This is a genomic window from Mucilaginibacter sp. 320_HR, from assembly GCF_059691875.1.
Map to the genome: position 1 here is coordinate 134,263 of NZ_JCAWAI010000005.1, position 25,085 is coordinate 159,347.

Consider the following 25,085-nt stretch of genomic DNA (forward strand, 5'->3'; position numbering starts at 1 on the left):
CCGTTTCTGTCCGTATCTGACATGTCATTGTCACTTCCGGTGACCGCAATGACTGCACTTTTGTGATATATAATTTAAATCGCAATGAAAAAACTTAAAAAAATTTTAATGATCACTGTACCGGCAGTATTACTTGTTGGTGTGATCCTGTTCGTACTGCTGCAACCGCTGCTTTCTTTTGCTCAGTATAACCCGTACAGCGGCGACAACAAATTTGAATGGAAGTCTTCCGCCTATAATCCTTCAAAGAAGACTGTTATCATTGTTGCGGACAACAAGGTAACTGAGATGTTTGACATGCTTGCGCCGTTCACGCTGTTCAATATCACCGGGAAGCTGAATGTTTTCATCGTGGCAAAGGAAAAGTCCCCGATCCTTATCAAAAAGGACCTGTTCGTGCTTCCGCAGTTCACATTCCGGGAAATAGACTCTTTGAAAATTCCCGCAGACGTGATCGTACTTCCTGCAACATCTTACCGCGACGAGAACCAGGATCCGGCAGTCATGTCGTTTATTAAATCACATTTTACGGATACAACCCGTATGCTTTCAGTATGTGATGGTGCGTCAGTCGGCGCTGCAACAGGTTTTTATGACGGACTTCCGATCACCTGCCATGCTTCGGATATCAACCATATGAAGGATCATTTTAAAAAGCCGGTTTGGGTTCAGAACATGAACGTCAGCCGTACCGGTAATCTGTACAGTACTGCCGGCGTATCCAATGCCGTAGAAGGCACGCTGGCCATTATAAAGGATATGATGGATGAAAATACCATGAAGGCTGTTGCCGACAGCATCAGCTATCCTCACAGCACGGTAAGCAATTCGCACAACAGCACCCCGCTGAAGTTTGGCAACTATATGACGATCCTCAATAAAATAATCTTCCGCAAAAACAAAAAAATAGGCCTTGTGATCAGCGACGGGATCAGCGAATTCGAAATGGCAAGTGTTCTGGATACCTATTCAAGAACTTTTCCGCGCACCTTTGCTGCCATTACGGGCAAAGACAGTACAGTTACCACAAAGTATGGACTGACACTGGTTCACAGCGGAGGCAAAGCCGAAAGGAAACTCGACGAGATCCATGTGATCGGCTCTGCAGCTGTAACAGCTGAACCGGCTGAAGGCACTGAAATCATCCGCTATGATTTCAAAAAAAGTTATCCGATAGAGGTATGCCTGGAAAGGATAAAATCTGTTTACGGTATCAAATTCTACAACGCTGTTAAACTGACCCTGGATTACAATTAATAACGATAAACTATAAAGTCATGAAAAAAATCATAATGATCGCCATACTGCTGATTGGCGCTAAAATCTCCTTCGCACAGAGCGACAGCACAAAAGTCGAACAATACTGCCAGATCGTAGCCACACCGAAATTTCTGAGCAATAAAGTGAGTATTGATATTGATTTCGGCGAAGAGAAGAGTTACTGGCGGGACACACGCCTGAAAAGTTATTCCGGCACCGTCCGCAAATTCAACACGATTATCGATGCACTGAATTTTATGGGCCGCGACGGCTGGATGTTCATCAATGCTTACCCGGTGACCGGCGGTAATACGGTAATTTATCACTTTGCCTTTCGCAAGGTCTTTTTGAAATCTGAACTTAACAACTAATCAAACCATGAAAAATTATAAATGCTTATTGCTTATTCTGCTTGCCTTCCCATTTGCCGGTACCGCATTTGCCCAAACCGACCAACAGGCAGCTGACAGGATCACCGGCACATACTGGTCTCCTAAAAAAGACGCCAAAATTGAAATTTACAAAAAAGGAACGCGTTTTTTCGGTAAATCTGTCTGGGTAGCCATACCCAGACAGGATGATAAAAATCCCGATGCGGCTTTAAAGTTACGCCCGGTGCTGGGAATTGAACTGCTGACCAATTTTATTTATGACGACGGCGATTACACAGGCGGAAAGATCTATGACCCCGAAAGCGGAAAGACTTATGACTGCAAAATGAAGCTGACCGGTCAGGATCTTAAAGTACGTGGTTATATCGGCATCTCGCTCCTTGGCAGGACTGAGGTGTTTAAACGTATCAATTAAACAACTGTAATTTAAGTTATGACCGCAATTATTACAGGAATCATTACAGGCATAGCTGCCGTGATATTTATCAACCTGCTTAAACAGTTTAACAGGGCGCTGATTTATGCGCTCGTCCTTTCCGGCATAGCTTACCTCTATGTAGGTTATAACTGGAGCGACACTGTATTGCTCGTGATCTGTACTGTTCAGTCAGTTGTATTCGTACTTGTTGCCTGTGCCGGTATACAAAAAAGTTTACTGATTCTTGCCGCAGGCTACTTCCTGCACGGTATCTGGGATTTGCTCTTTGACCTGTTCCCTGCGGCGGGACTGATGCCTCCTCATTATGATCTTTTCTGTTTGTCTGTTGATTTTACAATGGGAATTTATCTCGTGATTCTGCATTATAAAACAGGAAAAACAATCGTAACAGCTTAATTTTGGCAGATGGTACTTTACATTAAAAACATGGTTTGCCTTCGCTGCATTAACGCGGTTACGCAGGTTTTAACTAACCTCGGGGCAGTCCCGGTTTACATTCACCTTGGCGAAGTTGTGCTGAAAGAAGCCCTGGATGAAGCGCGTATGGTGCAGCTGGAAAACGACTTAAGACAGCTGGGATTCGAGCTGCTTGATGACAGCCTGAAGCAGCAGATCGACAAGATAAAGTCTGTTATTATCGAGCATGTCCATTACCGCGAAGATGAAAAATTTTTGTTTTCAGAAGTGCTTGCAGATGCCCTGCACAAAGATTATTCAGTGCTCAGCAAACTTTTTTCAGAAACGGAAGGAATTACCATTGAGCAGTATGTGATCCTTCAAAAAATTGAGAAGGTCAAAGAACTCCTTGCCTATAAGGAGATGAATCTCAATGAAATATCATTCCGGCTCAATTACAGCAGCGTGGCTCACTTATCTTCACAGTTTAAAAAAGTCACCGGGCTTACGCCAAGCCGGTTCAAAGCCCAGCATACCCATCTGCGCAAATCCCTTGATCAGGTCTGATCGTCAATAGGATATAAATACTACCCTTAATTGTGTAAATACCGGTGCCTGAAGTGCCGGTATTTTTGTGTCATAAAAAATTAATCATGACACACACATATCAGATTTCCGGAATGACCTGCACCGGTTGCCGGGACAAAGTAGAAAAGATCCTTAACGGAATACCCAACGTTAGCGCCGTTTCGCTTGACCTGGAAGCAGGCACGGCAGCTATTAGTATGAGCGCCCATATCGCAACTGAAACATTTAAAAACGCTTTCAGGGATTACCCGCGGTACCAGATCAGTGAAATTATTCATCACCGCGAAGAGGTGACAGAGCAGGCACCTGACAGATCCTGGTTTCAGACGTATAAACCTGTCATTCTCATTTTTATTTATATAACTGTCGTTTCGGTACTGGTTTCTACAGAGCAGGAGCACTTTCGGCTGCTGAAAGCGATGCGCATATTTATGTCCGGTTTTTTCCTTACGTTCTCTTTTTTCAAAATGCTCAACCTGCAAGGTTTTGCTGAAAGTTACCGGATGTATGACCTGATCGCCCGCAGGTATCCGGTATGGGGCTACATCTATGCGGTACTTGAGCTTGTTCTCGGCATCGCATTCGCCGTTAATTTTCTTCCAATAGTGTCAAACTGGGTTACACTCGCTGTATTGTCTGTGAGTATCGCCGGTGTCCTCAGGAGCGTATTGAACAAACATGCCATCAAATGCGCCTGCCTGGGTTCGGTGTTCAACCTGCCGATGAGCACGCTGACAATCTTTGAGGATGCACTGATGATCCTGATGAGCGCACTTATGCTTTTTTTGATGTAAAAAACGGCAGCGGCAATGTCCGTATCTGACGCATCAATGTCCCAGCCGCTGCTTTTAATCAACATACTTTTAACCCATTGAATTTTATGAAAACTTTACAGATTCTTATCGCAATTATTTTTACTGCCGGCTTTCATGTGAAAGCACAAAAGGCCGGCGTTAACGCTGCCCAGGTTCTCGGTTCTTATTATGAAGTGAAAAATGCGCTCGTCAGGTCCGACAATAACCTCACTGCTGAAAAGGCATCCGCTCTTGCAAAACTGGCCGCAGATTTTGACACAAATATTTCCCAGGCAGACAGGGCTCCGGCGATCAAAGCAATAATATGCAGGCTGGTTGCAGATGCACAGTCGGTAGGCGCTACCAAAGACCTGAACAGGCAGCGCAGCGGTTTTGCTGCATTATCTGCTGATATATACAGCCTCGCCAAAACACTGCCGCTTTCTGACAAACCCATCTATCAGGCGTACTGCCCGATGAAAAAAAGCTACTGGCTTTCAGCTGAGCCCGCTATTAAAAACCCTTACTACGGAGCCGCCATGCTGACTTGCGGTAAAGTCTCCGAAACGATCAATCCTTAACAATTTATAATCTGATGAAAAGTATCTTCTCTTTTTTGATGTGGCTTTTATTGCCGGCAATTGCGTTCAGTCAGGAAGGCGGAATGAATATGCATGGTAACGGTATGGATGCTGCACCGGCAAAAAAACAAACCACAGGTGAACAGCTGATGCCCAAAACCGGAAGCATGGGCATGAATATGCAGATGCCTGAACGGCGCAAGCCCTTTTATCAAAAAATCGGCAACCGCGTGATCTATCACCTGTACATCACCGATACTACCGTAAATTATACCGGAAAGAAAAGGCCTGCGGTAGCGATCAACGGAAGCATTCCCGCCCCGACGCTGACATTCACAGAAGGAGATACTGCAGAGATATACGTTCATAACGAAATGATGATGGAGACATCAATCCACTGGCACGGCCTCATACTGCCCAATCGCTACGACGGTGTGTCATACCTGACTACTGCGCCGATCCTGATGGGCGGAACACATTACTATACTTTTCCGGTTGTACAGAACGGTACCTACTGGTATCACTCTCATACCATGAACCAGCAGCAGAGCGGTATGTACGGTGCTATTGTCATTCACAAAAAACACGAACCGCTTCAAAAGGAATATACGCTGCTGCTCAGTGACTGGACTGACGAAATTCCGGATCAGGTGGAAAGGTCCCTGCACAATGCGACCGACTGGTACGGGATACGCAAGGGCAGCACGCAGAGCTACGCTGAAGCGATACGCAGCGGCCATTTTAAAACTAAATTCATCAATGAATGGAAAAGAATGGCTGCGATGGACGTCAGCGATGTATACTATGACCATTTCTTCAGTAACGGCAAGCCCGCAGCAGCCGCGCCCGGTTTAAAAGCGGGTGACCGGGTCAGGCTCAGGGTGATCAACGGCAGCTCGTCCACCTATTTCTGGCTGCAGTATGCCGGCAGCAAAATTACGGTTGTGGCCAATGACGGAAAAGATGTTGAACCCGTGGAAGTTGACCGGCTGATCGTTGGTGTATCTGAAACCTACGATATTATGGTTACCGTTCCTGACAGCAGGAGGTATGAATTTCTGGCAACTGCGGAAGACCGCACCAAATCTACATCGCTGTGGCTCGGCAGTGGCCCCAAGGTAAATTCCGTCCCTCTCGGAAAATTGAAATACTTTGAGGGTATGAAGATGATGAACGATATGATGAGGATGAACGGGGATATGAATGATATGGGAATGAGCATGAGCCTGCAGCAGATGGATATGAATACGGTAATGTACCCCGAAACCGCCGACTCAAGCCGGCAGATAACAACCCTCAATTACAGCATGCTCCGTGCGACGGAAGATACCAGGCTGCCGGACGCGCCCGTAAGAGAGCTGCATTTCAACTTATCAGGCAATATGAACCGGTATGTTTGGTCTGTAAACAATAAGACAGTTTCTGAAACTGATAAAATTCTGATCAGAAAAGGCGAGAATATCCGCATAATCATGTATAACGGTACCATGATGCGACATCCTATGCACCTTCACGGCCATTTTTTCAGGCTGATCAACGGACAGGGTGACCGTTCACCGCTAAAAACGGTTACAGATATTATGCCCATGGAAATTGATACACTCGAATTTGCGGCGACCGAAAGCGGAGACTGGTTCTTTCACTGCCATATTCTTTACCACATGATGGCCGGTATGGGCAGGATCTTCAGCTATGAGAACAGCCCCGCAAATCCGGAAATACCTGACCCCGCCGCCGCGATACGTAAAATATATGCTGATGACCGCAAATTTTATCTGATGTCAAAGGTGGGGCTGGAAAGCACCGGCAGCGACGGGGAAGTTATGCTGGCCAATACACGCTACCAGCTCCAGACGGAATGGCGAATCGGCCTGAACAACCGTGACGGCTATGAAACGGAAAGCCACTTCGGGAAATATCTCGGTCAGATGCAATGGCTTCTCCCGTATGTCGGCTGGGATTTACGGTATCGCAAAGTAGATGAACCGGAGAAAAACCTGTTCGGGCAGCTTAGCGGAGCGGATCGCCGGAGCGCTTTTTGCGTTGGTGTCGAATATACCCTGCCGCTGCTGGTTAAAGGTGATGTAAGGTTTGATTCCTACGGGAAGATCAGGCTGCAGCTGGCCAGGGAAGATGTGCCGGTGTCAAAGAGACTGCGATTTAACTTTATGGTCAATACGGACAAGGAATACATGGCTGGTTTTAAATATGTGGTCACCAAGTATTTCGGCATCTCGTCCCATTATGACAGCGACATGGGGCTCGGCGCCGGTATAACACTAAATTACTAACTGCTTCCCGGTTTTTCCGCATTAACAAACACCTGTCTGTTTACGACAGGTGTTTGTCTCTGTTTATGGCCGCGATCCCTTTACTTTTGCGAAATAATCTTAATTTCAACCATGAGAAAAATCGCTTTTATCATACCGCCGGGCGTCGAAATATTAGACCTGGCGGGTCCGGTTCAGGTATTCACGGAGGCCAGATTTTACGGCTTCGAAACTGAACTTGAATACTATACTTTCAGCACTGATCCCGTATCGACATCCGGACTGGGGTTCGGTAAACTTGCTCATTTTTCAGAGGCCGCATTAAAGGAAGGCGATTTTATATTTGTTCCCGGCATGGACTTCGATTATGTCAGCAGCATTTCGTTCAACGGCGAGCGTGATTTCTTCAGCTGGCTCAAATCATGTTCAGATAAAAGAATAACCGTGTGTTCAGTTTGCAACGGTGCTTTTGCCCTCGGCCGTGCGGGACTGCTGCACAATACCGAATGTACCACGCACTGGCGCCGCGTTGATGCCCTGCAAAAGGAGTTTCCGACCGCCAGGGTACTTGGTGAAATCCTGTTCGTAAAAAGTAACAATGTTTACACGAGTGCCGGTATCAGTGCCGGAATTGACCTTGCCCTCGCGATCCTTGAAGATCTGAAAGGTCCGCTGTTTACCCATAAAGTCGCCCGCGGCCTGGTGGTATACCACAGAAGGAGCGGCAAACACCGCCAGCAAAGTATTTACCTCGATTACCGTAACCATATCAACCCGCAGGTTCATGAGGTTCAGGATTACCTGATCGATAATCTGTCAGAAGAAAATAACATAGAGACTCTTGCCGCCCTGGTGAACATGAGCCCGCGCAACCTCAGCAGGGTGTTCAAGGAAAAGACCGGTTCTACCATACTGGAATACCATACGGCGCTGCGGAGGGAGTTTGCCGGCACCATGCTGAATAATCCGGATTTTACGATGGATTACATAGCTGCGAAATGCGGTTTCAAAACAGCCAGACAGCTGCAGCGCATACTGAAAAAATAGATCTTTCTTAAAGAATCAGCTTGTCCTTATCTGACGGCTGATTGTCATTTGAGCAGAAACCGAAAGATGGATTTTTGTACTATAAAAAATAGTCAAAATGAAATTTTTAAAGATCTTTAAAACAGCCGGCCGGCTTGCATTCTGCCTGGCGGCAGCACTGACAGTATTGGGTGGGACACGCCCCGCCGCAGGTCAGTCAGTGAATCTCAATGAAAAGGATATTGTCTGGAATATGCCTGCCTATGACAAGACAAAACCCACCGCACTGATTATTGCAGATCCCAAATCGACTGAAATGTTCGATTTGCTCGCGCCTTTCTATATTTTCAGCTCTACGGGAAAAATGAACGTATTCATCGTTTCAAAAGAAAAAGCGCCCGTTCTCATCAAAAAGGATCTGTATGTACTTCCGCAGCTGTCTTTTAAACAAGCCGATTCCCTCGGACTGACAGCTTCAGTAATTGTAGTTCCGGCGCTTTCAAAGCGGGATGATAAACAGGATCCGGCCGTTGTCTCTTTTATCAAAGACCACTATGCCGGAATCACCAGATTGCTGGCCGTATGTGACGGTTCCTCAACTGCTGCAGCTACCGGCCTGTACGATGGTCTTCCCATCACTTGTCACGCGTCTGACTTTGCAATGTTGAGCTCTCATTTCAGTAAACCCCGGTGGATCAAAGATGTCAGCGTTGCCCATAGCGGTAATCTGTACAGCACTGCCGGTGTTTCCAATGCGGTCGAAGGCAGCCTGACAGTAATCGATGACCTGTTCGGCCCGGAAGTCATGAAAACAGCGGCTGCGGTCATCAGCTATCCGCATCCGGAGATCCAGACCGCACATCAAAGCACTGCCATTAAATTTGACAGCGAATTTAATTCGGCTATAAAACCGGTGAGCAGCCAGAACCGGAAACTTGGGGTTTTTCTTCACAATGGAATTAATGAATTTGAGCTGGTAAGCATACTTGATACTTACGGACGTTCATTCCCAAAAGTTATAAAAGGTTATACCTCCGACGGTATGCCGGTTCATACCCGATACGGACTTACCATCCTGAGTACCGGAGATAATGACCCGTCAAAAGCTGATGAGATCCATTTGCTGACCGCTCCTGGTCAGTCAGCCGTTTCAGGCTTTGGCAAGGCTGTTCTGGTGACTTATGACCAGAAAGGACAATATCCGATAGACGTATGCCTGAAACGCATCGGTGAGCTTTACGGCAGCCCTTTCCAAAACATTGTAAAGCTGATGCTCGATTATAACTAAGCAGATGCCAGTCCTATACCGGGTTTCACCGGTATTGGACAAATTTTAATCATAGCCGCAAACGTATCTTATGCCCCGGACTGAAAATAAAAACATATTTAACTGGATACTTTTCTGCCTGATATTCCTGATCTGGGGAAGTTCATTCGTGCTTATGAAGCTTGCCTTATTCGACAGTCACGGAAACAAGCTGTTTAATGTGTACCAGGTCGCGGCCCTGCGCATCATCTGTGCCGCGCTCGTTTTGCTTCCTGTTATTCTTCGTCAGTGGTCATCTGTTCCAAAAAAACTGACCGGCTACATTTTTTTATCCGGTATTGTCGGAACCCTGTTACCCGCACTGCTGTTTTGTTTTGCAGAAACGCGGATCGACAGCGCTTTGGCAGGTACATTAAATTCACTGACTCCCGTATTTACTATCATGATCGGCGCAGTATTCTTTAAGGTCAGGATATTTAAATACCAGCTGCTGGGAATTCTCACAGGTTTCTGCGGCGTGTTGCTGCTGTTTTTATCAGGGCACAATTCCGGAAATCATAACGTATTATACAGCAGCCTGATCATCGTGGCAGTGATTTGCTATGCTTTAAATATGGCCCTTGTAGCACGATGCCTGAAACAGCTGAGTTCACTCGCTGTAGTGGCATATTCGCTTTTTTCAGTCGCCATTCCCGGTTTGATGATATTATTCCTGACAGGCTTCTTTCAAATGCCACTATCACAGCCGGTTTATATAAAAGGATGTTTGTCGGCCGCAGCGTTGGGTATTTTTGGTACAGCCTTGGGCTGGGTGATCTTTTTTGAACTCGCAAGACGCACCAATACCGTTTTTGCGGCAAGCGCCAGTTATGGAATACCTTTTATCGCGCTGACATGGGGGGCATGGTATGGAGAATCAATACTACTGTCCCAAATCGGTTGCCTGGTGTTTATCCTTGGGGGAGTTTTTCTGATACGGATTAATGACAAAAGAAGAAAATCTGCTGATAGTTAACTATATCTGAGATTACCGCATCTTACTCTATGATAAATATTAGCCAACAGCAATATGTTTAATCGATAAAGGCATTATAACCTTGCTTAAGCGCCTGGCCTGAGTTTCATATAGATTGAACATCGATAGTTTCTGGCCGCCGGATTCGCAATATCTTGAGTTAAGTTCCATTCAACTTTTTTATCGTCCTATATGCCTTGTGGTGTCACCCGTAATTTTGTATAGTAAAGAAAAACAATATGAAAACGCAAATTCAATTTGATGTAATAATAATCGGCGGCAGCTATTCCGGACTTGCAGCAGGCCTGGCTTTAGGCAGAGCACTGCGCAATGTACTCATCATCGATAGCGGCAAGCCCTGCAATGCCCAAACCCCGGTTTCTCATAATTTCCTGACCCGGGATGGTGAAACGCCGGCCGCCATTGCAAAGCTCGGCCGTGAACAGGTAGAAGAATATCATCGTGTAACTTTTTTGAACGGCGTAGTTATTAAAGCGGCAAAGACAGCCAACGGGTTTGAGATCGGTATGGCATCCGGTGGAACCGTTAACGCCACTAAACTTATATTCGCTACCGGTATCAGGGACATGCTGCCCGCTAATGACGGTCTGGCTGCCTGCTGGGGAATTTCTGTGCTTCACTGTCCGTTTTGTCATGGCTATGAAGTGCGGAACAAAAAGACGGGCATTATTGGTAATGGCAATGCCGCTTACGAATTGACCACGTTGATCAGCAACTGGACTAAAGATCTGACCATCTTTACCAATGGCCCGGCAGCTTTTACAACCGGACAAAATAAAAAGCTTGCTGAACGCCAAATCAGCATTATTGAAAAACAGATCGTCCAACTGGAGCATGAGCAGGGCAACCTGCGCCATATTCAATTTAAAGATAATACTAAAATAGCGCTGACGGCTGCCTATATCCGCAGCCCGTTCCGGCAGGCTTGCCCGTTACCTGAATTTTTGAGCTGTATGTTGAACGAAGAAGGTTACATACAGGTAGATGCTTCACAAGCTACCAGCGTACCTGGCATTTTTGCCTGCGGCGACAATACCACTAAAAACAGAACGGTAGCCAACGCGATAGCATCGGGTACTACTGCAGGCATGACGGTTAGCCGTCAATTGATCACTGAACAATTTTAAACAGACAACAAAGAAATAATTTTGGGATGATCGTTATTGCTACCGGAATACGCTTATGACACTGTACCGAATAAATTTTTTAAAAGAGCACTTTCAGATCTCAAACCGGGAACACTATTTTCTTTTCTTCAGGAGGTGAATTTATTGTGTATGAATATTCTCAATAATTAAATCTATATTTGCAATATAATTGATTACTCAAGTATATGTCAACAATAAACAGATCATTGGTAATATTAATGAATATAATGAAAGTTCAGTCAATCCTCGCTCGTCGCTTTGATCGGTTGAGCGTACACGGGCTTGGGTTTAGTGATTTTATTATTCTTAATATATTAGAGAATGCTCCTGGTGAAAAAATGAGGAGAATAGATTTAGCTGAAGAAATAGGGCTCACTGCTTCTGGTGTAACGAGGCTTCTTTTGCCAATGGAAAAAACTGGTCTGATTGCAAGAGAATCATATATAAGAGATGGACGTGTAAGCTACGTAGTTCTTACAATTGCCGGAAAAAAATTACTTCAAGAAGCCAAAATAACTGCGGAGCTGATAGCCAAAGATCTTTTACCTTCACTAAAAGAAAAGGATTTAAAAGTTTTATCAGAAACATTATCCGCTCTTGGCGGAAATCTTTATTAATCATGATCAACAGCAGTTGCATGTTTAATCAGCTAACAAATATCAAGGAATGGAAAAGTCGCTAAGGAAGCAAATAAAAGAAGACATGCGAAATGACAAGCCTGTTATAGGCCTGGTATCAATAGAAAATAAGTTTACTAATAAGAAATATATCGAAGGCTCTATTAATGCCAGAGCCTTAATAAATAGAATACGATATTCATTAAACAGCGGACAATTCGGAAATAAAAAACTTCAGGAAGACTGGAATGAAATAGGAGAACAATGTTTTTTGTTTGAGATCATCAGCGAAATTGTATATGATGCTTCTGTTTCTGTCAATTATCGCAAAGAAGTATTGAAACTGGAAAAGACAACTTTAAAGAAATGTCATTCAGATTTCTATAATGAAGTAGCGAAATAAATCTCAAAGTCACTTTTTAATAAAGTTTAGATACAACATAGCATAATATGGTTACGGCAAAAGTTAAAAATATAGAACTGTGTTATGCTATTACAGGTGAGCAAAACATTAATAATCTGGTTTTAATTTCAGGCCTCGGGACGCAGATGATTAGCTGGTCGACTCCATTTTGCGAGTTATTAGCGGAAAAAGGATTTAGAGTCATCAGATTTGATAATAGAGATTCCGGCTGCTCCACATTTTTAGCCAACGAGCAGGTTCCTGATTCAAATAATTTTTTGGAATTGCTTCGATCAGGCAAGGAAATATTAGCCCCGTATACCTTGTTTGACATGGTGGAAGATGTAGTCGGGCTTCTTGATGCCTTATCGATCACAGAAGCCCATATTGTCGGACGCTCAATGGGCGGGATAATTGCGCAGCTATTTGCTAGCCAGTATCGGGAAAGAGTTTTGTCATTGACATCAATTATGTCCACTTCCATGAATCCCGCTCTTCCTCCAACCGAGGCAGATGTCATGGCAATGATGATAGCGCCAAAGCCAGATGCCGCCTATGATAAAAAGGCAAATTTAAATCAGCGTCTCGCATTTGCTAAAAGGATAGCCGGTAGTAAATTTAGCTTGGATGAAAAGGAGGAAATTGCAATGATCGAACAGGAATTCGTCCGGTCCAAAAATCAGAGCGGTGGATTATGGAGACAACTGCTGGCAATCATTACAACTGGATATAAAAAGGAATATTTACAGAAAATCAAGGCTCCGACTTTAGTAATTCATGGTTCTGACGATCCAATCTTTCTTCCGGAATGTGGCATAGATACTGCACGGACAATAAAACGGGCGGAATTTATGCTTATAGATGGTATGGGCCACCATATACCATCACTATTATACCCGCCAATAGCCGAGGCAATTTTCCGCAATGCGATTAGGGGTTCGTCCAGATGATCGTCATATGCGTCATCTAATATGATAAATTGGGTCTTTGAAGCATATTAAGCCGCTCCTTCGCGATTCCGTCATGAATGATTCTCCTGCTAATAATTCAAAATGGGTAGACGACTTCAAAGTAGCATAAAGATAATTCAATCGTTTGTTTTCTATTTTGCTATTGAAAACTCTAACGACGTGATATTTAATATCTTTATAGTTTCTCGGTGCGAAAGTGGATTATATGTTATTAGTTATTTTTTATTTAGATTTTTACTTAGGTGCCAAGGGGCTGTTAACAGATTCGCTCGCTGTCAGTTTAATTTAGGTTTTAAAAATCAATTTTATGAAATCGTTATTGAAAATCTTTAACAATTTTTTGGAAATTAACCGTCTTTTGTAACGGGTGTTGCTGAAAAACATCCTTGTTAAGTCTTCAATTGTATGTGAGATTGGCAATGCGTTACGTTCTGATACCCTGTAAATTTTTTTCTTATAACCGGTGTAAACACCAAATTGTTAGGGTCCACAAAGCATGCTTCAATGGATGTAATTAAAGGGTCTCCATCATGGGGCGCAAAATGCAAAAAGCCTTTAACTTAATTGTTAAGGGCTTTTCTGTTTTAGTAGAGTTTTGAAGCGTGTTTATAGGTCCGATGATAGTATGTTCTTACTAAAATATAAAAATCTGTATCGCCGTTGTAGTATTAAAAGTTTTAAAAGTTCCTAAAGATTTCCTTTAATAATGGGCGTATGGCCAGCGTGGCGAGCACAACGATCATCGCTTGGCAAGCGATAAATGGATATACATTGAAACGGTCGATAAATTAATAGCCGCTATGCTCAAGAAAGAGATATCTATCCACAATCAGTATCTGCTTTAATTGTAAGTTTCAAACATTTTCTTTGATGTAATAAGTAAGTCACGATCACAACAAAAAATACAAAAGAGGACTTAAAGCAATCGCCATAACTCGCGATGGCCAAACCCGATATAAAGGCGAAGATCACGTCAAACACAAAGCCCGCAAACGCCCATTCTTTTAACCGTTTGGACCAAGGTTGCAGTAAGGCGCTAACGCCCATAAACTTCGCGATGCCCAAGGCCAGAATAAAATACGGAGGATAACCCATTTTCAGCGTTTTTAAATAGGTTACCGGATTTTTCGTAACCTCCAAATATCCGCTGATCAAAAAGAAGATACTTAGCAAGATCAGCAAGGTCCAATATATTTTATTGTGCTTTTTTGAAGTTTCCATAAGGGATTAACTTGTTATTTTTGATGTTTAAATACATGAAAATACCAGCAGTGACAAGGCAAAAAATGGTTGCCTGTACCGTACCTTCCGGCCCGAATTGGCCACCGCTGATCCATTCCGGTCCCGATAGTTGCGTGGTTAAGAATCCGGACGTGCCGTCATTTCCCGAAGTGACCGCGCCGAAGATCCCCGATTGCACAAAGTTCCAGGCAAAGTGAATAGCGATTGGTAGCCATAAACTCCGCGAATAGATATAGGCCGAGCCTAACAACAGACCGGCTTCTACAGCTACGCAGAAGGCTGAGATAATGGTCGCATGAGGGTTGAATAAATGCAAAGCGCCAAAGATCAATGCGGAAATAAATAACGCGAGGTAACTACCTAATTTTTCTTCGATGATCCGGAATATGATGCCCCGTATCAATATTTCTTCGAAGATGGCAACGGTAAAAGCGATCGCCAGCGGGATAATGATAAAGGAAATCGGGTTAACCGCGATAATCCTAAAGCTGCCGTTCAGGTAAATGACCAGCATCGTTAGCAATTGGATATTCACGCCAATCGAGATCCCCCAAACTAAATTTTTAAACAGGTTCCAGTTCGACAGTTCGGTAACCGGACGTTTTTCGATCCATTTGAAAAACACTCGATAGGTTACAATTACAGCAATAGACGCGAGTACTCCTTTTACAAGGTTCCTAATCTCCTTGCCCGTTTCGTTAAGCAGGAAAGCACTGATATTTTGTGTTGCGATAAACACGATCAGGCAGGCCAGCAGACCCAGAGTGATCCGGCTAATCGGATGGGTTAATATTTTTTTCATAGTTAATGTTTTTAAATCCTTTGATAACGAGATAGAGCCCCAGCGAAAATTCCCAGGCAGCAATCGGTAATGCCATAATACCCGCCACAGGCGAAACCCTGCCGATTAGCCCGAATAAGGTAGCGGCCCATGAAATGATTAGCAGTGTAGCGCCAACAAAGCCCAGCATGGGTAATACGCGAGGCACGAGGCGTGATTGAAATAATAAGGAGCCGAGCAGCACGGCATTGATCGCAGGTATCAAACTCTGCCCAATCAGGAACATCCGGTCATAAAGCACCACCAGCATCCCGGTTTGCCGCAGGCTTACCGCAGTTAGCAGGAAAGCGACGCCGGCAAATATGGTAGCCGCTTCGAGTGTACGGGAGGCAACAAAGCCCAGCGCCAGTCCTTCATGTTGCTTTTTGAGTACCGGGTATAAAGCAATGGCGGTACCTATACCGGCCAGTGCCACGATGATCTCCAGTATGCCCCCAATTAAAACAGGTGTAGCAGGGCCATTAAAATGCGCAGCGTGCACTGTGCCATAAAGTGCAATGGTCGGGATCGAAACAAAGGTGAGCAAATAGCAAATACCTGCCACCAATGCAGTTTTACGATTTGGGCTCATTTCTTGGCGAATGGATTGGTTTTCCAAGCCTTAGAAACGTGAATGCTCACTATAAAGCTACGGTTATACATTTCCTGCCCATTGGAAATATTGGTCAGGCCATAGTTGTAGCGCAAGTCAAGCGCGATCCGTTTGGTTTTGGTATGGAAAGTATAACCACCACCTGCTTGCAGGCCGGCATCAAAGCGTTTATAGCTGTGATTGCCTGAACCGAAGGAAAGATCGCTGTTTTGGTCATTAATGTTTTTAGTACCATAAAAATTGTAAGCGATAGATGGCCCGGCATTAATATGAAACTCACATAAATGAAAACGCGCCAGTAAAGGCAATTCAAATGTATATAAGCGAATTGTCGAAGCCTGGGTGGTTAAGGGGTTAGCATCTTTCAGTTTGCCACCTTTGGTGGTGAAATACAATTCAGATACCAATGAGAATGCCGGAGTGATACCAGCCTGGAAGGACATGCCGACCTGGGCTCCCAGTACAGATTTTTTGTAATCGCTCAATTTGCTGTTCGCATCACCATAGTTCAGGTTCGTGCTGATCAGGTTAAGCAGAGGGTCCAAATAGGTTTTTGTTGTTTTGGCCGTGTCGGTCGTTTGCGCAACTGCAAAAAACGATAGGCTTAAAAAGAGGCCGGTAAATAAGGTTTTTTTCATTTTCTTTTGTTTGAATTTTTTTTCTTAACCAAAAGTATATGAATGACTTAACTTGCTAAATTCCGATATGCCAAGTAACCTTAGATGTCTGCCTAAGGCGCGTATTCGTCTGCAAACTAAGTCCGGGTATTGATGAGTTGGAAGAACGTTTCCTTATAGGTATCGGAAACCGGGATCAGCTGGTCGGCGATCTTGATCCGGCTGCGCTCAATGGATTCGATCTTGCTTACTGCGATCATAAATGACTTATGCACCCGGCAAACCAAACTGGCCGGGATCAACCGCTCGAACTCGCTAAAATTCTGCAAGGTCATCACCTTTTTAGTGGTGGTGTGGATACGCCGGTAATCCCGCATCCCTTCGATATAAATGATCTCACTGATCATGATCTTTTCCAGCCGGTTCTCAGTTTTGACAAAGATGAAATCAGGCGCAGCATCGCCCGTTTTTGGAGCCAGGTTGTCCTGGGCTTTATTCACCGCTTGCAGGAAGCGGTGAAAAGTAAATGGCTTTAACAAGTAATCTGTGATCTTCAGTTCGTAGCCTTTCAAAGCATATTCCTGGTACGCGGTGGTAATGATAACCTGGCTGGTAATTTTCGAACTTTCCAGCAATTCAATACCCGTCAATTCATCCATATTGATGTCCAGGAAAAGCAGGTCGACCTTATGGCTATTCAAATAGGCTAACCCGGTCAGCGCGTTATCAAAGGTCGCTGCAAGCGCCAGGAAGGGAATCTTTTCGATAAAATCTTTAGTCTTATCCAGTGCCAGTGGCTCGTCTTCGATAATAATACAGCTCAGTTTATCCATTGGGGATCATTAAATCAATCGTGTATAATTCGTTAGTTTTATCCACGCGCAAGCTATGTTTACCCTTGTATAGCAATTCCAGCCGCTTGCGGATCAAATCGTTGCCCAAGCCGCTATCGGGTTGCCGGGCCGACGGCCGCGGATCAAACTTATTGGCGCAGAGCAAACGGATATTGTCGTCATTCACGAAAATTTCAATCGTGATAGCATCCTCCAGTTTTTTATTGTTGGTGTGTTTAAAGGCGTTTTCGATGAAAGGAATAAAAACCATTGGTGCGATCTGTTTATTACCCATCACGCCGGTCACGGAAAAACTTACATACTTTTGATTGGCCGTCCTGATCTTTTGCAGGGCGATGTATTTCTCGAGGTATTCTACTTCTTTATGCAGCAAGATCAGCTCGGTCTTGGTTTCATACAGGATGAAGCGCATGATCCCCGATAACTGATTCAAATAATTGGAGGCTTTAACTGCGTCTTTTAAGATCAGCGCGTCGATATTATTGATAGTGTTAAACAGCAAATGCGGGTCAAGCTGTGATTTGACTAATGCCATTTCCATTTCGTAGTTTTTTTCCTTTAACAGCTCTTTCAGACGGATCTCGGAAACCCAGGTGGCAAAACCTTTGATGCTTAAAGCGATCACACCGGCGATCAGGTTAATAAAGGAAGTCACCATAATGACCCGTCCAGCCGTACTTCGCCCGTATTTGCCACCCTCGTCCATATCTAAAACTTTCCCGGTTTCTATGAAATAGCGGTGCAGGATATAAGATAACACGGCCGCCCCAACAGCGATCAGCAAACCCCAAAAAAGCGAAAGCCAGAACTTTCGTTGTTGCAAGTATTTTGGAAACAACAGAAAATAATAAAGGATATAAGTAATTGCCGATGGCAGGAGGGCAAACAAAAAAAGGTTTTTAAACGCGTTCACCATCCTTGCGACATGATCGCTGGTCGGCGGGCTGCTTTTATTGTACAGCGCGATGAGTATGCCGATCAGGAGGAAATAGCAGGCCCAGAAGCCAATATTCAGAATGACGGCGAAATATTTTTTCATAATCACCTGTAAATGTGTCGCTTTATTCCGGCATTGCAGCATTATAATATGCAAACCGCCCATATATGTCTGCCAATGGATCGGTTTGCTCAATAAGATGATCATGGTTTGATGATCTGCCCGGTATGTGCGCCGAACAAACTTCTTCGGAAGCCGTACTCCAATTGTCGCATGGTGGTTGGGATCTCGCCGGGGAAATAAGGAAAATACTGCGGCGAATCTTCAATCACGGTCGGGCTGACCGCATTGATGCGGATGCCGTTTTCCAGTTCAATAGCCGCGGCCCGTACAAAGCCCTCAACTGCTCCGTTAGCTGCCGAAGCATTGGCGAAATTCTTTTGCGGGTGTTCCGTCAAAGCGCCCGTTATTAAAGTAAACGAACCTTTAGAATTGATATAATGCTGACCGATCATTACTAAATTGATCTGCCCCATCATTTTGCCTTCCACGCCTTTCCAGAACTCAGCATCTCCCATCTTCGACCAGGGCCCAACATAGGTCGGTCCAGCCGTAGAGATCAGCGCATCGAACGTGCCGACCTGTTTATACATTTGTTCAATGGATTCCCTCGAAGTAATATTCGCCTGAATATCGCCGCCTTTGGAAGCGACCCGGATGATCTCGTGTTCTTTTTCAAATGCAGTACCTAAATACTGCCCCATAGTGCCGGTGGCACCTACAATTATAATTTTCATGATATGATCTTAAAATTCTGATGAAACGAGTTGTTTGCTAATGACCATGCCAGTGGTAGTTCCCGTAGCGACGGCATTTGCGAGGGTACGCAACTTATTGGTGTTGTCTCCGCAGGCGAAAATGCCGGGAACTGTGGTGGCCTGCATGGGATCCACTTTGATATAGCCATCCTCCGTTATTTCGCAACCCATCGCTTCGGGTAGCTGGCAAACCTGTCGGAAAGGATTACGGACATAAGCGGCTTTTAAAGTGGCTGTGGTGCTGTCTTTAAAGATTAGGCGTTTCAAGTAGCCTGCGCTATGCTCCAAATTGTCGATTTCATTTTCGATTACCTTGATGCTGTGACTGCCCAGTTTGGTATTTTGTTCGGGTGTCAAAGTAGATGGTCCATTCGTAAATATGGTAAGGTCGTCAGTCCAATTCGTGATTAGGCTGGCCAATTCATAAGCGGTTTCACCATTCCCGAAAATGCCGGTCTGTTCATCCCGAACTTCATAACCGTGACAAAATGGGCAATGCAAAACAGAAATGCCCCAGCATTCGGCTATGCCCGTAATTGCAGGCAGCATATCCCGAATGCCGGTCGCGAAAACCAGTTTACTTGCCGCGTACGTTTCACCCGAGGCGGCTTTGATTTCGAAGCCATTCGCCGTTTTTGTCGCCTTAATGGCAACGTCTTCTAAAAAGGTGATTGTTGGGTATTGTAAAACTTGTCGCTTGGCTGTGGCGGCTATCTCGGCAGGTTTTTCCCCATCCATAGTCAGGAAATTATGAGAATGGGGCGTTTGAGCGTTGCAAGGTTTGCCGCTGTCAATGATCAGCACGTCTCTTCTTGCCCGGCCCAAAGCCATGGCGGCCGCCATACCTGAATAGCTCCCGCCGATGATAATGACGTCAAATATGCGGTTCATATCAATTTCGATTTTACCCAGTTAATAAATGGCAGACCGGCAAATACCATCCAGGGCACTAATACGATTGTAAGTAAAAGGGTACGCTGATATAAAGGCAAAACAGCCAGGTGCTGTCCGAAGAAATAGAGAAAGAGTGTGATGGAGGGGTAGATCACCAGCCAGATTTTGAGCATGGTGATTAGCTTGATTTTTGTGGTCATTGTGGAATTTCTTTTGTTACCACAAAGGTACCGGCGGCCAGCGCCGCCGGATAGGACGAGAAAAGAGATGTATAGGACTTATCTCAAATTGGCCTTATCACCACGCTTGGTGCTCAGCCCTTCAATTATTGTAATTCTATCATTTTTGAAGGATATGCGGATATCATCGTCCTTGCGGAAGAAGACGTTCTTTTGATATTCAAAGATCTCGAACCTATCCTTGTTGTTGCGCTGGATAAACAAACGGTTGCCAGCACTACTGATAGTCACTTTATCGTGATCATTTATTTCGTAGTCACCGACGTATTGCGCTGCTTCAGCTGACGTAAGCGTGATCTCATCAAAATAGTGATATGGCTTATCATAAAGTATGGCAAGAATGGACTGCCCGATGGTTTCGATCTGGTGGTTGTAAATATTGTTAAGGATAATGATACTCACGTCTTCTTCCTGGATACGCCCGTAATACCCCGTGAATCCTAAAATATTTCCACCATGCGATACCACTTTTTTGCCATAGATGGTATCGATCCAGCAACCTAAACCATAGCCCTCTAAGAATGGTGTAGTGGCCATTGCCAAACTTTTTGCGCTGTAGGCTTTGTGATGGAGTACGCCTTGGTGCCATCGGTAAAGATCGCCGACCGTGCTGTATAAAGAACCTGCGGAATAGGTCGCCGTCGAATCCCACATCGCTGACGGTTCTTTAACCGATTGCATGTATTTGGAATAGCCAATTGCTTTGTTGCGACTTTTAAGATTGACAAAGTCAAATCCGGAATGGCTCATACCCAAAGGCTTTAAAATAAGCTGGCGTACTACCTGTTCGTACGGTTGATGCGTCACCTTTTCAATGATCAGGCCCAGCAGCATATAGCCCGAATTGCTATAAGCATATTGCGTACCCGGATCAAAATCTAAAGGCTTATCCTTAAAGAAAGAGAGCATTCTCGCTTTACTCCTTGGTTTCGTACTTTCCGTAACGGCATTGGTATCCCGCAGGATCTCGTAAATGCCCGAAGTATGCGTCAGCAGGTGTTTGATCGTGATCTCATTGCCACGCTTAAAGTCCGGAAAGTATTTACTCAGCTTGTCGTTCAATGATAATTTGCTTTGCTCGACCAGCTTCAAAATTACACCGGCCGTAAACTCCTTGGTAGTCGAGCCGATCTGGTAAACCGTATTGGTAGTATTTGGTATTTTTTTCGCCGCATCCTGGTAACCAAATGCTTTTTCATACACGATCTTCCCATTCTTGCAAACCAGTACTGAACCATTGAACCGGTTAAGACGGATCGCCTTTTGGATCAGGGAATCGATTTGCTTTTCGTAAGGTTGGGCATAAGCCGAAGAAAAGAGACAGGCCAGAACCAGCATGAAGGATAAATTTTTCATGTTGCTATTTGTCTTTTAAAAGCAAATTCAGTTTAGCCCTTGTTTCAGGAATCTCTCTAATCGCCAAGGCCTTTTGGAAGTTCAGGCGTGCATTTTTTTTATCATTTATGGCCAGGTAATAATCCCCATAAGAATCCAGCGGATTGGCATCAAGCGGATAATTGCGCACGTTTAACGCGAACAGTTCCCCAGCCATATCGAATCGCTTTTCCCTTAATGCGTAATAGCCCAGGTTATTGACCAAGGACTCATCCGGTAGTACCCGGTAACCCAGTTCGTCGGTGATCTTTTCGTAATGAGCGGTGATCACTGCTGATAAATTAGGATTAGTGATGGTATGTCTCGAATCCCGCGGGAAGACATAATAATCAAAAACAAAGCGCAGCGCATCATAAGCTGCGATCAACGGAACGGTTCCATGATTGTCTTTCGGATAGTACGTTTCTGCAAACCGAAGTTTACACTCCGGATGTTTATTGATGTGATGGATCAGATCTATATTATACCTGGTCAATTGCGTTTGTTCTGTAGTATCGGCCTGAACAGCTATCGTATCTACGCCTGGCTCTGCATGACTGGCCAAGGCCAGAAATAGTGTTTTCTGGGCATAGGAATTTTTCACTAAAGCCTCTTTCGCTTCATTCAGCAATTTGTGGCTATCCCACCAAATGGAGGGTTCTATGGCGATGTAGGCATTGAATATTTTTTGATGATGGACCAGGGCCTGTACGACCATTAATCCGCCCAGTGAATGCCCCATCAATAATTTATAGGACGTGGTCGGATAATGCTTATCGATATAGGGTATTAGTTCTTTTGCGATAAAAGTCAGGAACCGCTCACCGCCGCCGGAGTTTTTCACCCCGTCGCTGTTGTTGGCTACCGTCGTTGGTGTGAGGTCCCGGCTCCGGTCGGTATTTGGGACGCCTACTACGATCATGGGCGGACAAAGGCCCATATCAGCCAGACGTTCCACCGTGACTGCCACCGATCGGAAATTATTTTCGCCATCCAATACGTAAAGCACAGGGTAGCTGCTTTGGGTTTTACCTTGATACGGCGTGTAGATCAGCAAAGGACGCTGTTCTTTTAAAACGTCCGACCGGACACTATCCGCAAAGCCTAAACTAAAATTACTGGAGGACTGGCCGCTGACCTGTACTGCGGAAAATAAAAGGATAAACAGGCTGAGTGTTATTTTCATGATGGCGCAAACCTACGCTATACGATTGACGCACTGTATTTTATTATGCCAATATAGCCTGGTTGTCTGCCATCCTGCTGATTTCATCTGCGAAACGGGGCAAACGCATATCGGTCAAAGCACTATTCAACAAAGACTGCCCGAGCGTTCCCTTATCAAACAGGAGTATGCCAAAAACGATCCGGCAGACCTGCCGCATTAAAAAGAAGCGGGCAAATTGGTAAGCAGTTACACTATCACCAAAATAGGTCGCGAGAAAAACCCTTTCCTGTTCCTCGTTTACTACATAAAAGTTCGCACCTATGGCCAGGTCGACGTAGCGGTCATTTTGATGCGCCGCATCCCAATCGATCACCCATATCTTCTCCCCATCAAAAATAATATTGCCGGGGTTAAGGTCGTTATGGCTCGGCACCCGGTCGTCGTCATTCCAGGGATAATGCTTCCTGATCTCGCTATAAAAAGACAGGCACTCTTCAAGCCCGGTAGCATTGAACTGTGCGATCAGGCCATCGACCATGGACAACAAAGGTGGGCCTGCCGGAAATGCGGGTAAGCTATGGATGCGCTTGATCGTGTGCGCCAATTCAAGTAGGGAAAGGTTCGGCTGATTTTCAATATAGGCCGAAATGGATACTGCCGCGCCTTTGCCGGAAATGACTTCTGGGGCAATACCTGCTTCCGCAGCGATCAGCATACAAGCCGATGGTATAGCCAATTTTAAAACGTATGGTTTGCCATCAACGAAAATCTTATAAACAGGCAAGCCGGATAAGCCGCCTGACAATACTTCGGTTGTATCCAGGGTGCCGCCCGGAAAGGTTTGGTCTATTACTTGCTTAACTTCTTCGGGTAATGGTATCATCGGGTTAAATGTAAGCTGTAGTGAATGGACGCAGAAAGTTATTATGCCAAAGCACCGGGATCGTCTGCAAGGTTACTGGTATTGCTGGCGAAATGCCTCAGGTGAATAACCTGTCTGTTTTTTGAAGAACCGGATAAAATAGGAAACATCTTCATAACCCAATCGGTAGGCCGTCTGATTGACCTGCCTGGAGGTGGCCAGCAGACAACGTTTCGCCTCAAGTATGATTTGATCATTAATAAGCTCCGAGCAGGTTTTACCCAAAGTCGCTTTGGCGATGGCGTTAAGCTGATAAACCGAAAGATGGAGCATTTCCGCGTATTCAGATACTTGTTTATGGGTAAATATATTCGTCTCCAAAAGTTCCCGGAATTGATCAAGTCGTTCTTGGTTATAAAGATTGGCTGTTGCCGGCAACTTAACTTTCTTCAGGCGGACTAGCTCAATAAAAAATATGTTCATAACTGCCATGATCGCCTCCTCGCACCGTTCTCCTTTTTCGAGATACTCCCGCTCAATATGATTTAGAAACGATTCCAGTTTACTGAAACTTGCGGCACTCAATGGATAATGGTTTGATGAGCTGGCGGTGCGCAGGAGAAGGTGCGCTGTGCTATCCTTTGGAAAATAAAACTCGGTACTGAACTGTATCAAAAAGCCGGTGCTTCCTTTCGCTAGTTCCAGTTGGTGCACTTGTCCCGGTCGCATAAAGTAAACCTCCGGCCCGGCAATAGTATGAGGGACAAAATCTATGACATGCTGACCGGCAGCTTTATTTAAAACAAGCACATAAAAGAAATCATGGCGGTGCAGTTCCTGAACCATGTCGTTGTCGGACAGCAGAACCGAAAGATTACGGATGCTAAACAAATTGGTAAGTCCCGGTTCTTTCGAACTGGCCGAAATGTGCCTGACGGGGATCGTTGTCATGAACCAAATCTAACGAAAATTCTGCATTGATCTAAAGGCGGTGTACCCGCCGTAATTACTGAGCGAAGGCTTTTTTCAAACTCATTATTAGCAAAATATTATGCCATTTGTTATAATTAACGTCCTTTTGAAAATAATTCTTAGTATTGCCAAGTTATCAACACTCGGGAAACAAGATAGGAACAAATATGGCCTAAAAAGGACGAAATTTTTGTTGCTTGTTTGGTACTAAAATCCTATAACTTCCTGATAAATAACGCCTAAATTCTTTCTGGATGCTTAAATGGAAAATAACAATTGCCAAAAGTAAGGCCACGAAAGCCGAATGATCAACTAAGCAATTCCAATTAACAGCAAGCTGACAGATTTATAAGCCGAACGATATTAATACAAAACAGCACCGGGCTTTCGTCTATATGCGATGAAGCAAATTTTATCCATCGCATGGTAAAGACAAGCAATGTACAAAGCACTGTTATGTAACCATGATTTGCAACGCAGGGGAACC

At 44.7% G+C, this 25,085-nt stretch carries 28 protein-coding genes; 15 read left to right on the plus strand and 13 right to left on the minus strand.

Features of this window, described 5'->3' with window-relative positions; genetic code table 11:
• Positions 1–84: 84 nt before the first annotated feature.
• The 15 genes from AC59GT_RS17940 to AC59GT_RS18010 all read left to right on the plus strand — a co-directional run bounded on the left by AC59GT_RS17940 (position 85) and on the right by AC59GT_RS18010 (position 13,167).
• A complete protein-coding gene (locus AC59GT_RS17940) occupies positions 85–1,257 on the plus strand; it encodes a DJ-1/PfpI family protein (protein WP_497238917.1) in 1,173 nt (390 codons plus the stop codon).
• 20 nt (positions 1,258–1,277) lie between these two features.
• Complete coding sequence (locus AC59GT_RS17945) at positions 1,278–1,631, plus strand: hypothetical protein (RefSeq protein WP_497238918.1); 354 nt, start codon at positions 1,278–1,280, stop codon at positions 1,629–1,631.
• A 7-nt stretch (positions 1,632–1,638) separates the two neighbouring features.
• The gene (locus AC59GT_RS17950; protein ID WP_497238919.1) at positions 1,639–2,067 is read left to right on the plus strand and encodes a DUF2147 domain-containing protein; all 429 of its coding nucleotides are present in this window, start codon (positions 1,639–1,641) and stop codon (positions 2,065–2,067) included.
• An 18-nt stretch (positions 2,068–2,085) separates the two neighbouring features.
• Positions 2,086–2,487 (plus strand): DUF6010 family protein, encoded by a 402-nt coding sequence (locus AC59GT_RS17955; RefSeq protein ID WP_497238920.1) that lies wholly within the window; start codon positions 2,086–2,088, stop codon positions 2,485–2,487.
• 9 nt (positions 2,488–2,496) lie between these two features.
• A complete protein-coding gene (locus AC59GT_RS17960; protein ID WP_497238921.1) occupies positions 2,497–3,054 on the plus strand; it encodes a helix-turn-helix domain-containing protein in 558 nt (185 codons plus the stop codon).
• Positions 3,055–3,140: 86 nt separating this feature from the next.
• Complete coding sequence (locus AC59GT_RS17965) at positions 3,141–3,869, plus strand: heavy-metal-associated domain-containing protein (RefSeq protein ID WP_497238922.1); 729 nt, start codon at positions 3,141–3,143, stop codon at positions 3,867–3,869.
• 86 nt (positions 3,870–3,955) lie between these two features.
• On the plus strand, positions 3,956–4,450 hold the full coding sequence (locus AC59GT_RS17970) for a DUF3347 domain-containing protein (RefSeq protein WP_497238923.1): 495 nt from the start codon (positions 3,956–3,958) through the stop codon (positions 4,448–4,450).
• A gap of 14 nt (positions 4,451–4,464) precedes the next feature.
• The gene (locus AC59GT_RS17975) at positions 4,465–6,741 is read left to right on the plus strand and encodes a multicopper oxidase domain-containing protein (protein ID WP_497238924.1); all 2,277 of its coding nucleotides are present in this window, start codon (positions 4,465–4,467) and stop codon (positions 6,739–6,741) included.
• A 111-nt stretch (positions 6,742–6,852) separates the two neighbouring features.
• On the plus strand, positions 6,853–7,767 hold the full coding sequence (locus AC59GT_RS17980) for a GlxA family transcriptional regulator (RefSeq protein ID WP_497238925.1): 915 nt from the start codon (positions 6,853–6,855) through the stop codon (positions 7,765–7,767).
• A gap of 97 nt (positions 7,768–7,864) precedes the next feature.
• Positions 7,865–9,034 carry a DJ-1/PfpI family protein gene (locus AC59GT_RS17985; RefSeq protein ID WP_497238926.1) on the plus strand — a complete coding sequence of 390 codons (1,170 nt, stop codon included), beginning with the start codon at positions 7,865–7,867 and terminating at the stop codon, positions 9,032–9,034.
• A gap of 70 nt (positions 9,035–9,104) precedes the next feature.
• Complete coding sequence (locus tag AC59GT_RS17990; protein WP_497238927.1) at positions 9,105–10,028, plus strand: DMT family transporter; 924 nt, start codon at positions 9,105–9,107, stop codon at positions 10,026–10,028.
• Positions 10,029–10,267: 239 nt separating this feature from the next.
• A complete protein-coding gene (locus AC59GT_RS17995) occupies positions 10,268–11,176 on the plus strand; it encodes an NAD(P)/FAD-dependent oxidoreductase (protein ID WP_497238928.1) in 909 nt (302 codons plus the stop codon).
• Positions 11,177–11,382: 206 nt separating this feature from the next.
• Positions 11,383–11,814 carry a MarR family winged helix-turn-helix transcriptional regulator gene (locus AC59GT_RS18000; protein ID WP_497238929.1) on the plus strand — a complete coding sequence of 144 codons (432 nt, stop codon included), beginning with the start codon at positions 11,383–11,385 and terminating at the stop codon, positions 11,812–11,814.
• Positions 11,815–11,863: 49 nt separating this feature from the next.
• Positions 11,864–12,217, plus strand: coding sequence for a GIY-YIG nuclease family protein (locus AC59GT_RS18005; protein WP_497238930.1), 354 nt, complete (start codon positions 11,864–11,866; stop codon positions 12,215–12,217).
• A 47-nt stretch (positions 12,218–12,264) separates the two neighbouring features.
• Positions 12,265–13,167, plus strand: coding sequence for an alpha/beta fold hydrolase (locus AC59GT_RS18010; RefSeq protein ID WP_497238931.1), 903 nt, complete (start codon positions 12,265–12,267; stop codon positions 13,165–13,167).
• An 840-nt stretch (positions 13,168–14,007) separates the two neighbouring features.
• Here AC59GT_RS18010 and AC59GT_RS18015 read toward each other — a convergent pair.
• The 13 genes from AC59GT_RS18015 to AC59GT_RS18075 all read right to left on the minus strand — a co-directional run bounded on the left by AC59GT_RS18015 (position 14,008) and on the right by AC59GT_RS18075 (position 24,577).
• Entirely contained in the window at positions 14,008–14,409 is a 402-nt protein-coding gene (locus AC59GT_RS18015; RefSeq protein ID WP_497238932.1) for a DoxX family protein, read from the minus strand.
• The gene (locus AC59GT_RS18020; protein WP_497238933.1) at positions 14,384–15,232 is read right to left on the minus strand and encodes a CPBP family intramembrane glutamic endopeptidase; all 849 of its coding nucleotides are present in this window, start codon (positions 15,230–15,232) and stop codon (positions 14,384–14,386) included. Before AC59GT_RS18020 ends, AC59GT_RS18015 begins: the two co-directional genes overlap by 26 nt.
• Positions 15,204–15,842 (minus strand): DUF4386 domain-containing protein, encoded by a 639-nt coding sequence (locus tag AC59GT_RS18025; protein ID WP_497238934.1) that lies wholly within the window; start codon positions 15,840–15,842, stop codon positions 15,204–15,206. The genes AC59GT_RS18020 and AC59GT_RS18025 overlap by 29 nt, the downstream gene beginning before the upstream one ends.
• A complete protein-coding gene (locus tag AC59GT_RS18030) occupies positions 15,839–16,501 on the minus strand; it encodes a porin family protein (protein WP_497238935.1) in 663 nt (220 codons plus the stop codon). The genes AC59GT_RS18025 and AC59GT_RS18030 overlap by 4 nt, the downstream gene beginning before the upstream one ends.
• Before the next feature lie 116 nt (positions 16,502–16,617).
• Positions 16,618–17,313 carry a LytR/AlgR family response regulator transcription factor gene (locus AC59GT_RS18035; RefSeq protein WP_497238936.1) on the minus strand — a complete coding sequence of 232 codons (696 nt, stop codon included), beginning with the start codon at positions 17,311–17,313 and terminating at the stop codon, positions 16,618–16,620.
• Positions 17,306–18,478 (minus strand): sensor histidine kinase, encoded by a 1,173-nt coding sequence (locus tag AC59GT_RS18040; protein ID WP_497238937.1) that lies wholly within the window; start codon positions 18,476–18,478, stop codon positions 17,306–17,308. Before AC59GT_RS18040 ends, AC59GT_RS18035 begins: the two co-directional genes overlap by 8 nt.
• Entirely contained in the window at positions 18,475–19,068 is a 594-nt protein-coding gene (locus AC59GT_RS18045; RefSeq protein ID WP_497238938.1) for a short chain dehydrogenase, read from the minus strand. Before AC59GT_RS18045 ends, AC59GT_RS18040 begins: the two co-directional genes overlap by 4 nt.
• A gap of 9 nt (positions 19,069–19,077) precedes the next feature.
• Positions 19,078–19,980: an NAD(P)/FAD-dependent oxidoreductase gene (locus AC59GT_RS18050; RefSeq protein WP_497238939.1), complete on the minus strand. Its 903-nt coding sequence runs from the start codon at positions 19,978–19,980 to the stop codon at positions 19,078–19,080.
• Positions 19,977–20,183 carry a hypothetical protein gene (locus AC59GT_RS18055; protein ID WP_497238940.1) on the minus strand — a complete coding sequence of 69 codons (207 nt, stop codon included), beginning with the start codon at positions 20,181–20,183 and terminating at the stop codon, positions 19,977–19,979. Before AC59GT_RS18055 ends, AC59GT_RS18050 begins: the two co-directional genes overlap by 4 nt.
• A gap of 78 nt (positions 20,184–20,261) precedes the next feature.
• Positions 20,262–21,560, minus strand: a complete 1,299-nt coding sequence (locus AC59GT_RS18060; protein WP_497238941.1) for a serine hydrolase — start codon at positions 21,558–21,560, stop codon at positions 20,262–20,264.
• A gap of 22 nt (positions 21,561–21,582) precedes the next feature.
• Positions 21,583–22,782 (minus strand): alpha/beta hydrolase-fold protein, encoded by a 1,200-nt coding sequence (locus AC59GT_RS18065; RefSeq protein ID WP_497238942.1) that lies wholly within the window; start codon positions 22,780–22,782, stop codon positions 21,583–21,585.
• A 43-nt stretch (positions 22,783–22,825) separates the two neighbouring features.
• Positions 22,826–23,647, minus strand: coding sequence for a phosphotransferase (locus AC59GT_RS18070; RefSeq protein ID WP_497238943.1), 822 nt, complete (start codon positions 23,645–23,647; stop codon positions 22,826–22,828).
• A 72-nt stretch (positions 23,648–23,719) separates the two neighbouring features.
• Positions 23,720–24,577 (minus strand): helix-turn-helix domain-containing protein, encoded by an 858-nt coding sequence (locus tag AC59GT_RS18075; RefSeq protein WP_497238944.1) that lies wholly within the window; start codon positions 24,575–24,577, stop codon positions 23,720–23,722.
• Positions 24,578–25,085: the final 508 nt, after the last annotated feature.